We start from the raw sequence: 16,676 nt of genomic DNA on the forward strand, positions 1-16,676 counted from the left end.
GTTGGTGACCCAGGTGATGGGCGGCATCCCGGCGCTGTATCCCCATGCCCACCTGCAAACTGTATTGCAGATGAGACAAGCGCGCGCGCGTCGTCCTTCGGCTTGCGGCTAGAATGGCGGCAGACGCCGCACCGCAACCAGCCGGGTCCCCACTCCCTGACGGCAGCGGCCAGACCAGCCATGACCGACACTGTCATTCCGATTTTCGACATGCGCGACCACCGATACAAGTCGATGGTGCCGAGCATCCCTTCGCGCCTGTCTGCACCGACCGGGCTCGTCGCGGATACGCGTGGCCGGCCACTGCATGACCTGCGTATCTCGGTGACAGATCGCTGCAATTTTCGTTGCGTCTACTGTATGCCGAAGGAAGTGTTCGACAAGGACTACACCTTCCTGCCGCATTCCGAACTACTGAGCTTCGAGGAAATCGAGCGCGCCGCACGGCTGTTTGTCGCCCAGGGTGTCGAGAAGATCCGGCTGACTGGCGGCGAGCCGCTGCTGCGCAAGAACATCGAGCGTCTTGTGGAGATGCTCGCGCGCATCGAGACGCCCTCCGGCAAGCCGCTGGACCTGACGCTGACCACCAATGCCTCGCTGCTCGCGCGCAAGGCGCAGTCGTTGCGAGACGCGGGCCTGAGCCGTGTCACGGTCAGCCTTGACGCCATCGACGACACCACGTTCCGCAAGATGAACGATGTGGACTTCGCCGTGCGCGATGTGTTGCACGGCATCGAGGTGGCGCAGTCCGTTGGACTCGCGCCGATCAAGGTCAACATGGTGGTCAAGCGCGGCACCAACGATCAGGAGATCGTGCCAATTGCGCGCCATTTCCGAAACAGCGGCATCATCGTCCGATTCATCGAATTCATGGATGTAGGCGCCAGCAATCACTGGCAGATGGACGAGGTCCTGCCCTCCGCCGAGATCGTGCGCCGGATCGACGAGGTCTTTCCGCTTGAAGCCCTGACGGCCAACTACTCGGGCGAGACGGCCGAGCGCTGGCGCTATCGCGATGGCGGCGGCGAGATCGGCGTGATTTCGAGCGTTACACATGCGTTTTGCGGCGATTGCAGCCGCATTCGCTTGTCCACCGAAGGCCGGCTGTATCTCTGCCTGTTTGCGACCGAGGGCTATGACCTGCGCGCGTTGCTGCGCGGCGGACACAGCGACCTCGAAATCGGCAACGCCATCGCCCAGGTCTGGCAGGGGCGCACCGACAACTATTCAGAACAACGCAGCAACCCCGCAGTACGTGCTGCGCGGGCCGAGCGGAAGATTGAAATGTCGTACATCGGTGGATGAGTCGGCGGATGATCGAGCGGGATGACATCACGGGCCTGATCCTCGCCGGTGGGCGCGGCAGCCGCATGGGCGGCACGGACAAGGGACTGCAGCCATTCCTCGGCCGACCGATGGTCCGGCACACGATCGCACGGCTGGCGCCGCAAACAGGTGCGCAATTGATCAGCGCGAACCGCAATGCCGAGATCTATGCGACGTTCGGCATTCCGGTGATCCAAGACGACATCCCGGATTTTCCCGGGCCGCTGGCCGGCATGCTCGCCGCCCTGGCCCAATGCAAGACGGGCTGGATGGTCACCGCACCGTGCGATACCCCGTTCCTGCCGCTTGATCTGGTCGAGCGCCTGGCCCGTGCCATTGACATGGAAGGCGCCGACATGGCGATCCCCTTGGTCAAGGAAGCCGATGGCCGCCACCGTCTGCAGCCTGTGTTCTGCCTGATGCCAGTGAGCGCCGCCGCCAGTCTGCGCACCTATGTCGATGCGGGACATCGCAAGATAGAAACGTGGTTGACCGCGCAGCATCTGGCGCAGGTGCCGTTCGAGGACGCATCTGCGTTCGCGAACATCAACACACTCGACGAACTGCGCGCGCACGAAACCTCAAGCCGCCCTCGCGAGCCGGCGCCCCGGCCCTGAGCCGCGGCGCAAATCTACGCCATCCACCATGCCTTCCCTGCAATCCGTCATCTCTTGCCAGTCTGACTACGACCCCACGGCGCTACCCGTCACCCAGGCCAACGCCATCATTGCGGATGTGATCGAGCCCGTGCGCGGCATCGAGCAATTGCCGATCCGCTCGGCGTTGTCGCGTGTGCTGGCCAACGACGTGATCTCGTCGATCGACGTGCCCGCACACGACAACTCGGCCATGGACGGCTACGCGTTTGCCGGCGCGATGCTGAATCAAGGCGATGGCGATGTCGTCCTGGAAGTCAGCGGCACCGCGTATGCGGGCAATGCATTCGATGGCGAAGCAAAAGCGGGACAGGCCGTGCGCATCATGACTGGCGCGGTCATGCCGGCGGGCTGCGACACCGTCATTCCACAGGAATTCGTCGAGATCCAGGCCGGTGGCAATCAAGTTCGATTTCGCCCGGACGCGGTTCGTGCTGGCGACAACCGCCGTCGTCAAGGCGAGGATCTGGCGCGTGGACAAGCCGCCTTGCGGGCCGGCCGCATCCTGACCCCGGCAGACCTGGGCCTGATGGCTTCTCTCGGCGTGGTCGAGGTCAAGGTACGCCGGCGCCTGCGCGTCGCGTTTTTCTCCACGGGTGACGAGCTGCGCTCGATTGGCGAAACGCTGGACCCTGGCTGCGTTTACGATTCGAACCGCTACACCCTGCATGGCATGCTGCAACGACTCAATGTCGAACTGATCGATATGGGCGTGGTGCGCGACGATCCGGAAATCATGGAAGCTGCATTCCGCACCGCCTGCGAAGTTGCCGATGCCGTCATCACTTCCGGGGGTGTATCGGTAGGCGATGCAGACTATACGAAGCAGATCATGGCCCGTCTCGGAGACGTCAGTTTCTGGAAGATTGCCATGCGGCCCGGCCGGCCCATGGCCTTTGGCCGGATTGCCTCGGGCGGCCATGAAGCCGTGCTGTTCGGATTGCCAGGCAACCCGGTAGCCGTGATGGTCACCTTCTACAATTTCGTGCGCGGCGCGCTGCACCGACTGATGGGGGCCGATGTGGCGCCGTTGCCGCGCATCCGCGTACGCAGCGCTACGCCGATTCGGAAACGCCCGGGCCGTACCGAATACCAACGCGGCATTGTGGCACCCGGTCCGGACGGCGAACTGGAAGTCCGCGTCACAGGCGAACAGGGTTCGGGGGTGCTGCGCTCGATGAGCGAGGCCAACGGCTTTATCGTGCTTGATCACGATCAAACATCGGTGGCGGCTGGCGACCTGGTCAGCGTAATGCTGTTCGACGGGCTGGTCTGACCGGCAGTGTCTGGCCGCTTGGCGGAACGACCAACGCGCGGCCTAAGCAATACCGCGCTTTCGGTTCCCGTGTGCGGTGTCGTATTTGTGCCGCACTCTGCGCGGAAAGCACACACCGATTCCTAAAATGCCTGCTCTGCCAGTCAGGCAGACTATGCGACGTACTTTGCAGTCGCTACACTTGCACCACGAAAAACCGATTTCCCCCAACATTGTGTCTGTCGTCATGAACCAGGAGATCGCCTATCTCCACCCCGTCAAGACAGCTCGTGCGCTGGTGCTTGTGTATCTGTGCTTCTCGGTACCAATCGTCGCCATGGGCCTGTTTGTGGCGTTTGTACGCTACGGTGATCTGCCCGGCATCGCGGTCTTCACGGCCCTGATCCTGAACGCGTTGATCGGCTTTGGCCTGCTGTGGCTCGGCTGTCGCGCCTATAACTGGGTGGCTGCCCGATTCGGCGGCATCGAAGTTCACATCCGCGAACTCACCCCCGAAGATCGGCAGTAGTCGCGCGCAAGTCATCCCGCGCCGTCGCCTCCGCAGCACAGACGGACCGCCATCGGATCAGACCAGGCGGTCTTCCTGCCCTTCCCCGCTCTCCTGCACGGCTTCCTGCGAACTAGCTGCTCCTACCATCTGACCGGGTTCGTCCGGCGCCACCGGTCCGGACGTGCCCAGCAACTGCTCCGCCAACTCTCCCGGCAATGCCTCCACGGTGCGCAGCTTGCGCTCCATTTGCCGCGTACGGACTTCCGCCTGCTCGATATTGCGCGCGGCGCGCACCAGCGTATCGCGCGTTTTGGCGAGTACTTCACCGAATTTGCCGAACTCCGTCTTTACGGCGCCCAGCACCTCCCAGACCTCGCTTGACCGCTTTTCCAGCGCCAGCGTGCGGAATCCCATCTGCAGGCTGTTGAGCAGGGCCGTCAGTGTTGTCGGACCCGCCACGGTCACACGGAAATCGCGCTGCAACTGATCGGTCAATCCGGGGCGGCGCAGTACTTCGGCATACAGTCCCTCGGTCGGCAGAAACAGGATTGCAAAATCAGTGGTAGCCGGTGGCGACAGATACTTCTCGGCGATGCGCTGAGCCTCGCGCCGCACGGCCACTTCCAGCTCACGGCTGGCTGCCTGGGCGGTCTCGGCATCCCCGCGTTCCTGCGCGTCAATCAATCGCTCGTACTGCTCCTTCGGGAACTTGGCGTCGATCGGCAGCCAGACCGGCGCCGCACCGGCATCGCGGCCCGGCAGCCGGATCGCGAACTCCACGCGTGCGCCCGAGTTGCGCACGGTTTCCACATTCTTGCCGTACTGCTCCGGTGTCAGCACCTGCTCAAGCAGCATGTCGAGCTGCACTTCGCCCCAGGTTCCGCGCGACTTCACATTGGTCAGCACCCGCTTGAGATCGCCCACGCCCTGCGCCAGCACCTGCATCTCGCCCAACCCGCGGTGCACCTGTTCCAGCCGATCCGAGACAAGCTTGAACGATTCGCCCAGCCGCTGTTCCAGCGTGGCATGCAGCTTCTCGTCCACCGTGCGTCGCATCTCTTCGAGCTTGGCCGCATTGTTGGCCTCGATATCGCGCAGCTTCTGCTCGAGCGTGGCGCGCACATCGGCCAGCCGTCGCTCGTTGGACTCGGACATCTGCGCCAGTTGCTGCTGTTGCACCGTGGCGATGCTTGTCAACTGCGCCGACAGTTGCTGCTGGAAACGCAGCATCTGCTGGCCCGCCTCACCGCGATTGCCCCGTGCCATCTCTGCCAACTCCAGACGCAACTCGCGCTCCAGCCGCTCAAGACCGCGCGACGTGTCTTCGCGCACGTCGTCTCGCAGTTCGCCAAGCTGCGGTGACAGGTCGGCAGACCCCTTGCGGGGCATGCGCACAAGGAGGATCGCCAGCAGTACCACCGAGACGATGGCGGCTGCGAGCGTGAGCCACGAAATCAAGGACATGGAGAGGAAGAGCGGGTGATGTCAGCGACGAGGTATCAACGACAAGCTTTCAGCGGCGACGAACCATGACGTCGGGATTGATGACGGTCGGCGGCTTGCCCGCCTGCGGGCCCAGATCGAGCGCTGCAATCAGGTTATCCGCCGCCAGATTGGCCATTGCGCGTCGCGTCTTCTCCGAGGCGCTTGCGATATGCGGCGTCAGCACGACGTTCGGCACCGTCAGCAGGTCGGGATGCACGCTCGGCTCGCCTTCGAACACATCCAGCCCTGCCGCGAAAATCGTGCGCGCGCGCAACGCTGCTGCCAGTGCCGCATCATCGACGATACCGCCGCGCGCCAGATTCACCAGCGTGGCCGTTGGTTTCATTTGCGAGAGTTCCGTCGCGCCGATGGTGTGGTGACTCTCCGCACTGTACGGCAACACCAGGATGAGGTGATCCGACTGCTGCAGTAGCTCGGCCTTGCTGACATAGCGTGCGTTGAGCGACTGCTCGATCTCGGCGGGCAACTGACTGCGGTTGTGATACAGCACCTGCATGTCGAAGCCTGACGCACGGCGCGCCAGGCCCTGCCCGATGCGTCCCATGCCGAGAATGCCGAGCGTGCTGCCATGAAGATCCATGCCGACCAGCATGTCGTAGCTCCACCGCTCCCACTTGCCGGCCCGTAGATAATGCTCGCCCTCGGTCACCCGCCGCGCCGTGGCCATCAGCAGCGCCCATCCGAAATCGGCCGTGGTTTCCGTCAGCACATCGGGCGTATTGGTCGCGACAATGCCCGCCGCCGTCAACGCCGGCAGGTCGAGATTGTTGTAGCCCACCGCCATGTTGCAGACCGCACGCAACTGCGGCAGCGCGCCAACCACATTTCCATCGATCCGATCGGCGGCATTGGCCAGCACGCCAGCCTTGCCGGCCAGCCGCGTGCGTAGCGCCGCGGCATCCAGCACCAGATCCTGCTGGTTGTCATCGACATCGAAATACTGCGAAAGACGTTCGATGACATCGGGGAAGATGGCACGGGTCACCAGGACGGAGGGCTTCATGGTAGTCAGACTCGGAAGAATAGGAACGTCATCAGCAGGAACAGCGGCACCAGCACGGCGCACGAGTACGCCATGTAGCCGAAGAAACTCGGCATGCGCACGCCGCGGCTCTCCGCAATCGCTTTCACCATCAGGTTGGGCGCGTTGCCGATATAGGTATTCGCGCCCATGAACACGGCGCCGGCCGAAATCGCCGCCAGGGTAGAGGCATCGCGCGTCATCAGCGTAGCGGCGTCGCCGCCGGCCGTGTTGAAGAATACAAGATAGGTCGGCGCATTATCGAGGAACGACGACAGGATGCCGGTGGCCCAGAAATACATGCTGTCGATGGGCTGCCCATTGCTGTCGCTGACCGTACGGATCACACCGGAGAATGCGCCGTCCGTACCGGCCTTGAGCATCGCGATCACAGGGATGATGGTCAGGAAAATGCCGGCAAAGAGCTTGCCCACTTCGAGCATCGGCTCCCAGTTGAACTCATTGCCACTGCGCGCCGACGCCGGCGTCAAGATCAACGACAGGATCGTCACGATCACCAGCAACACATCGCGCACCAGCGCCGGCAGCGGCACCTCCGTGCCCATCACGTCGACGGCGACACCGGGCTTCCAGAGTCCGCTCATCAGCACGAGACCAACCACCGCCACGAGCAGCAGGAAATTGATCTTGCCATCGATGCGGATGCCCGCCGAGTCCGGCGTGGGGTCCTGCCCACGCGGCAACTCCTCCTCGCGATTCAGAAAGTAATGCCGGTCAACGAAGTAAAACAGACTCAGCAGCACAACCCAGATGAACAACGTCTCCGGCAGAAGGTTGCGCAGCGTCCAGGTGAATTCCACACCCTTGAGGAAGCCCAGGAACAGCGGCGGATCGCCCAGCGGCGTCAGCGCACCGCCGGCGTTGGCTACGAGGAAGATGAAGAACACCACTACATGTGCCACATGCTTGCGGTTATCGTTCGCGCGAAGCAGCGGGCGGATCAGCAACATGGCCGCGCCCGTGGTGCCCATGAGGCTGGCCAGTACCGTGCCCAACGCCAGGATGGTCGTATTCAGTTTCGGCGTGCCATGCAGGTTGCCGCGCACGCAGATGCCGCCCGCCACCACATAGAGCGCGGTCAGCAGCACGATGAACGGGATGTATTCGCCCAGCAGCGCGTGGACGGTGTTGGCCACAGCCGTGTGCAGGCCGAACTGCATGGCGAACGGGACCAGGAACAGTGCGCCCCAGGCCATCGCGACCTTGCCGTAATGGTGATGCCAGAACTTCGGCGCGATCAGCGGGAACAGGGCAATCGAAAGGAGAGTGCCGGCGAAGGGCACGCCCCAGACTGCGGAAAGCGTGGCGCCGTCGAGATCCGCCGCCTGCGCCCACGCAGGAAACAGCAATGTCGAGGCAAACAGAATCTGAGGAAGCAGCGTGACAACACGACGCATCGGATGAGGACTCCCTTTTTTTGAACCACTCGCGCGGCCCGTCGTGCGTGAAACGCAGCGGACCTGGGACTTCCCAGGCGTTGCCGGCGATGAACTGGATGACGAAACGCGCGCGCGTCCGGATTTTCACCAGGGCGTGGAACGTCAGCGCGCAACGAAGCGGTCAGTGTAAAGCAAAGCCCTTTGAGAAAGGTCTCAATGTGTCCGGCTGCGGTATTGGGTCATGTCGCCCTTCACACGGCATCCTGCTCCACCAGCACCACGTGGACCCGATACGGGCCATGCGCACCCAGTACGATCGTCTGTTCGATATCCCCGGTGCGGGAGGGACCGCTGATGATGTTGGTGGCGCGCGGCAACTGGCCGTGCTCGGCGCGCATGCGTGCAAAGGCCGCTTCCAGATTCGGGACGATGCGGGAGGCCGGCACCACCGCGATGTGCGTCTCGGGCAGCAGCGCTGCCGAAGCAAAGGTGTCGGGCCCCGACAGCAGCATCAGCGAGCCGGTCTCGGCAATCGCCACGAAGCACCCTGTGATGCCAACGAGATCGCCATGATCCCGATCTCCCTGCGGATCGCGCAGCGGCGGACGGCATTCCACCGTCAGTCCCGACTCGGCCCATGGCAGGTTTTCCAGAGCGGCCCACACCACCGCGCGGCGCACGAGTTTCAGGCCATCGAGATAGCGCGACACGGCACCCGGCACATCGGCCAGCGTGGCAACGCGGTCCACGGTCGACGCCATCTTCTGCGCCTGCAGGCTGAATGCTTCAGCCAGATCGCCATCGATGGCGGGTTGCGGTCCTTGCGGATGACGCTCGAGATAGTCGGCCACCGCCTGGCGCTCGCCATCGGTCACCTTCGCGCCCCTGCCCTGGGCGGCACGGATGCGGGCAAAGATGCGGTCACGGGCGTCGTTGGTTTCCATGTCGATGTGTAGAGATAACGGCTTGTACGATGAATCGATCAGCGACCCGCGCTGACCTCGAATACCTGCCGCAGATAAGACAGGTAGCCGGGGTCGTCGCACATGGTCTTCTCCGGGGTATCCGAAAGCTTGGCAACGGGCTGGCCGTTACAGCGGACCATCTTGATGACGATCTGCAACGGCGTGTAGCCCAGGTCGTTGGTCAGGTTGGTTCCTACGCCGAATGCGAGCTTGCAGCGGTGCCGGAACCGCTCGTAGAGCTCGATCACCTTCGGGATATGCAATGCGTCGCTGAAGATGAGCGTCTTGCTGCGGGGATCCACGCGGTTGGCCGCGTAGTGAGCCAGCATGCGCTCGCCCCATTCGAACGGATCGCCGGAATCGTGGCGTACGCCATCGAACAGCTTGCAAAAGAACAAATCGAAATCACGCAGGAAGGCATCGAACCCATAGGTGTCTGAAAGCGCGATGCCCAAATCGCCACGGTACTCGCGCGCCCAGTTCTCCAGCGCGTAGACCTGCGAATCGCGCAGTCGCGGCCCCAGCGCCTGGCACGCCTGCAGGTACTCGTGCGCCATCGTGCCGAGCGGCGTCATGTTGTGCAGCCGCGCGAAATGGACGTTGCTGGTGCCCGCCAGTTGCGGGCCAAGGATCGATCGCATCGACAGGAGAACCTCCTCCTGCCAGTCTCGTGAGAAGCGGCGGCGCGTGCCGTAGTCGGCAATCACGCAGTCTGTGTATTGCGGCACCTTGAGCAGGTCCAGCTTCTCTTCTAGCCGGCGGCGCCCTTCCTGCAGATCGGGCTGCGGCTGCGTCCGACGGAAATACACCTCGTTGACGATGGCCAGGAGCGGGATCTCGAACAGGATGGTATGCAGCCACGGACCACGGATCTCGATGTCGATCTCGCCGTTGCCCGACGGCGATGGCTGCACCATCACGTACTTCTCGTTCAGGTGAAACAGCGCCAGGAAATCGACGAAATCGCTCTTGATGAAGCGCATGCCGCGCAGGTACTCCAGCTCGTCGTCGCTGAAACGCAACTCGCAAAGGCTGGCAAGCTCGGCCCTGATCTCATCGACATAGGGCGTAAGGTCCACGCCCACGTTGCGGCACTTGAAACGGTACTCGACCTGGGCCTGCGGGAAATGGTGCAGCACCACCTGCATCATCGTGAATTTGTACAGGTCGGTGTCGAGCAGGGAGCGAATGATCATAGCGGGGGGCGGGGCGCACGGCGTGCCGATGACAGGCCCTCATGCTAACCGAAAGTCACGCGCCATCGAGTCCCATGAGTCGCAATGGCGCACGCGGCGCGGATTGCAGGCACCAGAGCTGCCCGCCCCGCCCGTCCGCGCACGTGACAAGCATGGCCTGGCCGCGCGGCACTGCGGCGGGCAGCGGTTCGGCAAAGTTGCCCGATGCCACGATGATCCGCTCCTGATAAACCGCCTTGCCCGCCTGATCGAAGCGAAGGACCTGGATCAAGGTATCGGGCGACGGCTGGAGATCTTTTTCGCAAGGCACCAGCCCGTCGCGGTTGCAGTTGGCCATCGCGACACCGGCCGGTGTACGTTCCACGCTGAAGCTGTCCCATTCGAACGTTGTCAGGGACGCCAGCGCCACGGGCTGGTCCGACTGTGCACGCGAGGCCACCAGTCGCGAGACGACGCTGCCTGCCATGTCGCCCCGAGGCACCGCTGCCTGCGGCGACTGCGCCATCGCCGGCACAGTGACCAAACTGGCCGACATGATGCCTACGCCACAAAGCACGCCCAGCACGGTATGCGCCGCCATGGCCAACTTCGCTCGTCCGGTCACGTTTCACTCTCCAGATAGCCACGCATGAGACGTGGGAATAGTAGTCTTTCCGTCCGGGCTCCGCGACCAGTCAACCGCCCGAAAACCGCATGGCGGGCCGATTTCGGCACCGAAGGGGATGGAAAGTACATAAAGAAATAAGAAAACTATCTTACCCGGCTATATAGACTCGCTATCCTTGCGGAGTGGCTCAGCTACAATATCGGTCTTTGAAAGGCCACGGCCCCCGTTCGCCCCAAGTTACCCCGATTGACATACACGTCGTTCGACGCGTAGCGGGCAACTTCGCAAGAGCGGCGGCAAGAAGCGGCCCTGGACAAATCCCCATCGAAGACCGATCCGTTTTTCTGGAACCGAAATGACTCACGTTGTCACCGAAGCCTGCATCCGTTGCCGTTACACCGACTGCGTTGATGTGTGTCCGGTCGATTGTTTCCGCGAAGGCCCGAACTTCCTGGCCATCGATCCCGACGAGTGCATCGATTGCGCCGTATGTGTGGCCGAATGCCCGGTGAACGCGATCTACGCCGAGGAAGACGTCCCCGGCGATCAGCAGGCATACATCGAGCTGAACGCCGAACTGTCGCGCAGCTGGCCGTCCATCACCAAGACCAAGGCCCCGCTGGCCGAGGCCGAGGAATGGAAGGACGCGACCGACAAGCTGCAGTACCTGCAGCGATAAGAGAAGACCGACGCGCCAGCATAGACTCCGGCGGATTCAGCCTGAGCGGCTGGCCAGCGTCAAAGAAAGCCCGTCCCCACGCGCTTTCCCGTAATACCGGGCACGCCATTGCCCCCAAACGTATCAGGACGAATATGGACTTGAGCATTCCTAATCCCGTGGCCGACGCAACGCAGCAGGCTGGCGGCAACACCGGTGGCCAGCCGCTGGAAATCGATGCGCTGATCGTTGGCGCAGGCCCGGTCGGGCTGTTCCAGGTGTTTGAACTGGGCCTGCTCGAAATCAAGGCCCACGTGATCGACTCGCTCAAGGTAGTGGGCGGCCAGTGCGTGGAGCTGTATCCGGACAAGCCCATCTACGACATCCCGGCCGTGCCCATCTGCACCGGCCAGGAACTGACCGACAACCTGCTCAAGCAGATCGAACCGTTCTCGCCGACATTCCACCTGGGCCAGGAAGTGGCCGTGGTGGAGCGCCGTGAAGACGGCCGCTTCTTCGTGGAAACGTCGACCGGCACGCGCTTCATCACCAAAACCATCTTCATCGCTGCCGGCGTGGGGTCGTTCCAGCCGCGTACGCTCAAGGTGGAAGGCATCGACAAGTTCGATGGCAAGCAACTGTTCTACCGCGTGAAGGATCCGAGCCGCTTCCACGGCCGCAACCTCGTTGTCGTGGGCGGTGGCGATTCGGCGCTGGACTGGACGCTGGACCTCGTTGGCAAGGCCGAGTCGGTGGTGATGATCCACCGCCGCGATGGTTTCCGTGCCGCGCCGGCATCGGTGGCCAAGATGCGCGAGCTGTGCGAACAGATGGAAATGCAGTTCCTGGTCGGCCAGATTGGCGGCTATGAAGAGAAGGACGGCGTTCTCACCGAAGTGAAGGTGACCGGCGGTGACGGCGTGACGCGCCGCCTGCCCGTGGACGACGTGCTGGTCTTCTTTGGCTTGTCGCCGAAGCTGGGTCCGATCGCCGAATGGGGCCTGGAACTCGAACGCAAGCAGATCAAGGTGGATACCGAGAAGTTCGAAACGAACATCCCGGGCATCTTTGCCGTGGGCGACATCAACACGTACCCGGGCAAGAAGAAGCTGATCCTGTCGGGCTTCCACGAAGCCGCCCTGGCAGCGTTCGGCGCCGCGCCGTACATCTTCCCGGACAAGAAGATCCACATGCAATACACCACCACCTCGCCGAAGCTGCACAAGGTGCTGGGCGTGGAATCGCCGGTCTTCGACTGATCGTTTTTGGTCGATCGCAAAAAAGTCGCCTCCGGGCGATTTTTTTGTTTGCACAAATCAAAAAGCTGGCTATAATGCGGCCTCGCTGTTGAACACGGCAACGCAGCAAAGGGCGGAAACGCTTGCTGCAGGCCAGTTCCAGAGCAAACCAGAGTTTTAGCGACAACCTTCTGACGAAAACAAAACGTTAAAAAGTTGTTGACGAAACGAAGAGAAGCTGGTTATAATTTCTTTCTCATCTGTTCCCCGATAGCTCAGTTGGTAGAGCGCCGGACTGTTAATCCGTAGGTCCCTGGTTCGAGCCCAGGTCGGGGAGCCAAAAAATTCAAGGTGAAGGCCGATACGAAAGTATCGGCCTTTTTCCTTTGTGGTTCGCCGTCGAACCACACCAGGCTCCGCACACCCCCCCCCACGCCGCCCCCTTGCCGCGCATTCTGCGGTAAAATGCTCGATTGCCCTGATGTACTTGACTGACCTCCGGTATACCTGTAAAAGGTTACCGGCGTATTTCTTGCGCAATATTCACGGAAACAGGTAGTCCACCAAGTTTTTACCTAGCTAGGAAAATTTGGCCCGTCACCCCTGACACTGGCAGTACGGATCTCGGTCCACAGGCAGGTTGTTCTAGGGGGCGCACCCCGGCATCAGCCGGCGCGTGCGATTACCACCGTCGCAGAAGGCTCCGGAGCCCGATGTGGCACCGTTTCCCCTCTATGAACCTACCCGCCCCTGTGGCGGTCATCCTGAAGGACTGAATTGACTAAGATCGTTCTGAAACCGGGCGAGCCCGTTGAAGTTGCAATGCGTCGTTTCCGTCGCGCCATTCTGCAGACTGGCCTGATCGTGGAACTGAAGAGCCGCACCGCCTACGAAAAGCCGACGACCGAGCGCAAGCGCAAGAAGAAGGCTGCCGAGGCTCGCCTGCGCAAGCGTCTGCGCATGCAAATGCTGCCGAAGAAGCTCTACTGATTCGCGCACTGCCCTAAAAAACCGCCAGTTCACCTGGCGGTTTTTTTTCGCCCAGACTCCACGCCCCGCCACCGGATGGAATGGAGTGAATGCGAAGCGCCAACAATCGGGCACACGTTGGCCGGCATAATGGCGGAACACCGCTTTCGGGGAACCCTAGCCTTGACTGCCATTCTGCAGATGCGCAATGTGCGCAAACTCTACGGCGACACCGTTGTCGTCAACGACCTCGACCTCGAGGTCCATCCCGGGCAGTGCTTCGGACTGCTTGGCCCCAACGGCGCCGGCAAGACCACCACGCTGCGCATGCTGCTGGGGCTCACCACACCCGCCTCGGGCACCCTGACACTCTGCGGCGAGCCGATTCCTCAGCGCGCACCACAAGCGCGCATGCGCGTGGGCGTGGTGCCGCAGTTCGACAACCTCGACCCGGACTTCTCCGTGATCGAGAACCTGCGGATCTTTGGCCGCTACTTCGGCCTCTCGTCTGCCGAGATTGCTGCGCGCGTGCCGAAGCTGCTGGAGTTCGCGCGACTCGAAAGCAAAGCCAATGCCCAGGTCCGCGAGTTGTCCGGCGGCATGCGAAGGCGCCTGACGGTGGCGCGTGCGCTGATCAACGACCCTGACCTGCTCGTCATGGACGAACCCACCACCGGCCTGGACCCGCAGGCCCGGCACCTGATCTGGGAGCGGCTTCGTTCCCTGCTGGCAGCGGGAAAGACGATCCTTCTGACCACGCACTTCATGGAAGAGGCGGAGAGGCTCTGCGACCACCTTTGCGTGATCGACGCCGGGCGCAAGATTGCCGAAGGCAAGCCGCACGAGCTGATCGACCGAGAAATCGGGTGCGATGTCGTGGAAATCTACGGCGACGAGTTGGAGCCGCTACGCCACACGCTGACGCCACTATCCGAACGCACCGAGATGCGCGGCGAGACACTCTTCTGCTATGTGCGGGAACCCGATCCGCTTCTGGCCGCGCTCCATGGCAAGGGCGGCGTGCGCTACCTGCATCGGCCAGCCAACCTCGAGGATGTGTTCCTTAAGCTGACCGGCCGGGAAATGCGCGACTAATGCGAACGTTGATGCGACCGACGAGAGATTGAGATGAGCGAACACGATCCACATAGTCCCGGCGTCGCCCTGGGTGGCACCCCTTCTGTACCTGCTCGCCAACACTATCCCCAGCCCCTGCTGCCGCGCAATATGCGCAACTGGATGATGGTCTGGTATCGCAACTACATGGTCTGGAAAAAGCTGGCCATCCCGTCGATGATCGGCAACCTGGCCGACCCAATGATCTACCTGTTCGGACTGGGGCTGGGCCTTGGGCTGCTGGTCGGGCAGGTCAACGGGGTCTCGTATATTGCCTTCCTGGCGGCCGGCACCACGGCATCGAGCGTGATGATGTCCGCGAGCTTCGAGTCGATGTATTCGGCATTTTCGCGCATGCATGTCCAGCGCACCTGGGAAGCCATCATGCATGCGCCCCTGACGCTCGGTGACGTGGTCCTGGGCGAAATACTCTGGGCGGCGAGCAAGGCGGTGTTATCAGGATCGGCCATCATGCTGGTGGCAGGCGTGCTGGGCTACGCGCAGTTCCCGAGCGCACTGGCGGCCCTGCCGGTCATCGTCCTGGCCGGCATCACGTTCGCGAGCCTGGCGATGATTGTGACGGCCCTTGCCCCGAGCTACGACTTCTTCATGTTCTACCAGACGCTGGTCATGACGCCGATGCTGCTGCTCTCCGGCGTGTTCTTCCCACTGGAGCAACTGCCAGAAGGCGCGCAGAAGGCGACACAAGTCCTGCCGCTCGCACATGCCGTGGCACTGATTCGTCCGTTGATGCTGGGAAGGCCCGTGGAAAACGCCGCGCTGCACGTCGTGGTGCTGGCGATCTATGCGGTGGTGGCGCTGGTGGCGGCGCTGGTGCTGCTACGGAGGAGGATGTTGCGGTGAGTGTTTGATACTTGCCGGAAGCCGGCTCCCCTCTCCCGCGCAGCGGGAGAGGGGTTGGGGGTGAGGGTCAGCGGTTCAAGTTGCGACGATTTCGGCAAGCAGAACCTCCAGCCCTCTCCCCCGCCCCTCTCCCATAGGGAGAGGGGAGAAAACCCGTGGCAGGGGGAGCGCTGTTACTGCCCCAGCCCCCGCAGCAGATCCGCCTTCAGATCACCCACCGTCTCCAGCCCCACCGCCAGACGGATCAGCCCTTCGCTGATCCCCGCGGCAGCCTTGACCTCGGGTGCCACGCGACCATGCGTGGTGGTGTACGGATGCGTGATCGTCGTGCGCGTGTCGCCCAGGTTGCCGGTGATCGAGCACAGCTTCGTGCTGTCGATCACTCGCCAGGCATTCGCGCGCATCTGCTCCGGCGTATCGCCCTTCAGTTCGAATGAAACAATCGCGCCACCGCCGCTCTGCTGGCGTTGGGCGATCTCGTACTGCGGGTGCGACTTCAGCGCCGGATGGAACACGCGGTTCACGGCCGGATGCGACTCAAGGAAACTGGCAATCTCCAGCGCGCTCTGCGAATGGCGCTCCATGCGGATGGCCAGCGTCTCCATGCCCTTGAGCATGACCCACGCATTGAACGCTGACATCGTCGGGCCCGCCGTCCGTACGAACGGGAAGACCTTGCCCATGATGTAGTCGTGCTTGCCCACCACGGCGCCGCCAAGTACGCGACCCTGCCCGTCGATATGCTTGGTGGCCGAATGCACCACCACGTCCGCACCGAACTTGATCGGCTGTTGCAGCGCTGGCGAGCAGAAGCAGTTATCCACCACGAACAGCGCGCCGGCGTTGTGCGCGATATCGCCAATGGCGGCGATATCGGACACTTCCGTCAGCGGGTTCGACGGCGTTTCCAGGAAGAACAGCTTGGTATTGGGCTTGACTGCCGCACGCCATGCGGACAGGTCACTGCTGTCCACATAGGTCGTCTCCACGCCGAACTTGGCGAGGATCGTGTTGAACAGCGTCATCGTCGATCCGAAGATCGATCGTGAACTGACCAGATGGTCACCCGACTGCAACGACGCCAGCGCCACCGACAGGATTGCGCTCATGCCCGATGCCGTGGCCATGCAAGCCTCGGCGCCTTCCAGCGCGGCCAGCCGCGACTGGAACATCGACACCGTCGGATTCGTGAAGCGCGAATACGTGTACGCCTCTTCCGAGTTCGCGAACCGCTCGGCCGCCTGGGCGGCGTTGTCGAAACAGAAGCTCGAGGTCAGGTACATCGCCTCGGAATGCTCCATGAAATCGCTGGAACGCAGGGTGCCGGCGCGCACGCCGAGGGTGTCGATGCCGTAGGACTCGGGTTGGAACGGTTCGCTCATGCTGCA

The 16,676-nt window shown here is 62.6% G+C and carries 16 protein-coding genes and 1 tRNA gene; 10 read left to right on the forward strand and 7 right to left on the reverse strand.

What is annotated here, in order from left to right:
* The first annotated feature begins 180 nt into the window (after positions 1–180).
* The 4 genes from moaA (at position 181) to FFS21_RS01225 (ending at position 3,766) form a co-directional block, all read left to right on the forward strand.
* Complete coding sequence (moaA, locus tag FFS21_RS01210) at positions 181–1,305, forward strand: GTP 3',8-cyclase MoaA (protein WP_137923112.1); 1,125 nt, start codon at positions 181–183, stop codon at positions 1,303–1,305.
* An 8-nt stretch (positions 1,306–1,313) separates the two neighbouring features.
* Entirely contained in the window at positions 1,314–1,943 is a 630-nt protein-coding gene (gene mobA / locus FFS21_RS01215; RefSeq protein WP_137923113.1) for a molybdenum cofactor guanylyltransferase MobA, read from the forward strand.
* Positions 1,944–1,971: 28 nt separating this feature from the next.
* Positions 1,972–3,258, forward strand: coding sequence for a molybdopterin molybdotransferase MoeA (gene moeA, locus FFS21_RS01220; protein ID WP_137923114.1), 1,287 nt, complete (start codon positions 1,972–1,974; stop codon positions 3,256–3,258).
* Positions 3,259–3,484: 226 nt separating this feature from the next.
* Positions 3,485–3,766, forward strand: a complete 282-nt coding sequence (locus FFS21_RS01225; protein ID WP_137923115.1) for a hypothetical protein — start codon at positions 3,485–3,487, stop codon at positions 3,764–3,766.
* A 57-nt stretch (positions 3,767–3,823) separates the two neighbouring features.
* Here the strand turns inward: FFS21_RS01225 and FFS21_RS01230 are convergent, their stop codons facing one another.
* The 6 genes from FFS21_RS01230 to FFS21_RS01255 all read right to left on the reverse strand — a co-directional run bounded on the left by FFS21_RS01230 (position 3,824) and on the right by FFS21_RS01255 (position 10,440).
* Positions 3,824–5,212, reverse strand: coding sequence for a DNA recombination protein RmuC (locus FFS21_RS01230; protein WP_137923116.1), 1,389 nt, complete (start codon positions 5,210–5,212; stop codon positions 3,824–3,826).
* Between the two features lie 49 nt (positions 5,213–5,261).
* Complete coding sequence (locus FFS21_RS01235) at positions 5,262–6,257, reverse strand: 2-hydroxyacid dehydrogenase (RefSeq protein ID WP_137923117.1); 996 nt, start codon at positions 6,255–6,257, stop codon at positions 5,262–5,264.
* Between the two features lie 5 nt (positions 6,258–6,262).
* Entirely contained in the window at positions 6,263–7,693 is a 1,431-nt protein-coding gene (locus tag FFS21_RS01240) for a sodium:proton antiporter (RefSeq protein WP_137923118.1), read from the reverse strand.
* Positions 7,694–7,926: 233 nt separating this feature from the next.
* Positions 7,927–8,619, reverse strand: coding sequence for a LutC/YkgG family protein (locus FFS21_RS01245; protein WP_137923119.1), 693 nt, complete (start codon positions 8,617–8,619; stop codon positions 7,927–7,929).
* A gap of 38 nt (positions 8,620–8,657) precedes the next feature.
* Positions 8,658–9,836, reverse strand: a complete 1,179-nt coding sequence (pncB, locus tag FFS21_RS01250; protein ID WP_137923120.1) for a nicotinate phosphoribosyltransferase — start codon at positions 9,834–9,836, stop codon at positions 8,658–8,660.
* Positions 9,837–9,891: 55 nt separating this feature from the next.
* Positions 9,892–10,440 (reverse strand): hypothetical protein, encoded by a 549-nt coding sequence (locus FFS21_RS01255; protein ID WP_249359044.1) that lies wholly within the window; start codon positions 10,438–10,440, stop codon positions 9,892–9,894.
* Positions 10,441–10,798: 358 nt separating this feature from the next.
* Here FFS21_RS01255 and fdxA point away from each other — a divergent pair, with 358 nt between their 5' ends.
* From fdxA to FFS21_RS01285, 6 genes are all read left to right on the forward strand, one after another.
* Positions 10,799–11,122 carry a ferredoxin FdxA gene (fdxA, locus tag FFS21_RS01260; protein WP_137923121.1) on the forward strand — a complete coding sequence of 108 codons (324 nt, stop codon included), beginning with the start codon at positions 10,799–10,801 and terminating at the stop codon, positions 11,120–11,122.
* A 134-nt stretch (positions 11,123–11,256) separates the two neighbouring features.
* Positions 11,257–12,360, forward strand: a complete 1,104-nt coding sequence (locus FFS21_RS01265) for an NAD(P)/FAD-dependent oxidoreductase (RefSeq protein WP_137923122.1) — start codon at positions 11,257–11,259, stop codon at positions 12,358–12,360.
* A gap of 243 nt (positions 12,361–12,603) precedes the next feature.
* Positions 12,604–12,679: transfer RNA gene (locus FFS21_RS01270), tRNA-Asn, on the forward strand.
* Between the two features lie 437 nt (positions 12,680–13,116).
* Entirely contained in the window at positions 13,117–13,329 is a 213-nt protein-coding gene (gene rpsU / locus FFS21_RS01275) for a 30S ribosomal protein S21 (protein WP_008648415.1), read from the forward strand.
* A gap of 129 nt (positions 13,330–13,458) precedes the next feature.
* Positions 13,459–14,403, forward strand: a complete 945-nt coding sequence (gene nodI / locus FFS21_RS01280) for a nodulation factor ABC transporter ATP-binding protein NodI (RefSeq protein WP_137923123.1) — start codon at positions 13,459–13,461, stop codon at positions 14,401–14,403.
* Between the two features lie 33 nt (positions 14,404–14,436).
* Complete coding sequence (locus FFS21_RS01285) at positions 14,437–15,288, forward strand: ABC transporter permease (RefSeq protein ID WP_283205131.1); 852 nt, start codon at positions 14,437–14,439, stop codon at positions 15,286–15,288.
* A 173-nt stretch (positions 15,289–15,461) separates the two neighbouring features.
* Here FFS21_RS01285 and FFS21_RS01290 read toward each other — a convergent pair whose 3' ends face one another.
* Complete coding sequence (locus tag FFS21_RS01290) at positions 15,462–16,670, reverse strand: O-succinylhomoserine sulfhydrylase (RefSeq protein WP_137923124.1); 1,209 nt, start codon at positions 16,668–16,670, stop codon at positions 15,462–15,464.
* Positions 16,671–16,676: the final 6 nt, after the last annotated feature.

The organism is Cupriavidus sp. 2SB (genome assembly GCF_005503625.1).
GTDB lineage: Bacteria > Pseudomonadota > Gammaproteobacteria > Burkholderiales > Burkholderiaceae > Cupriavidus.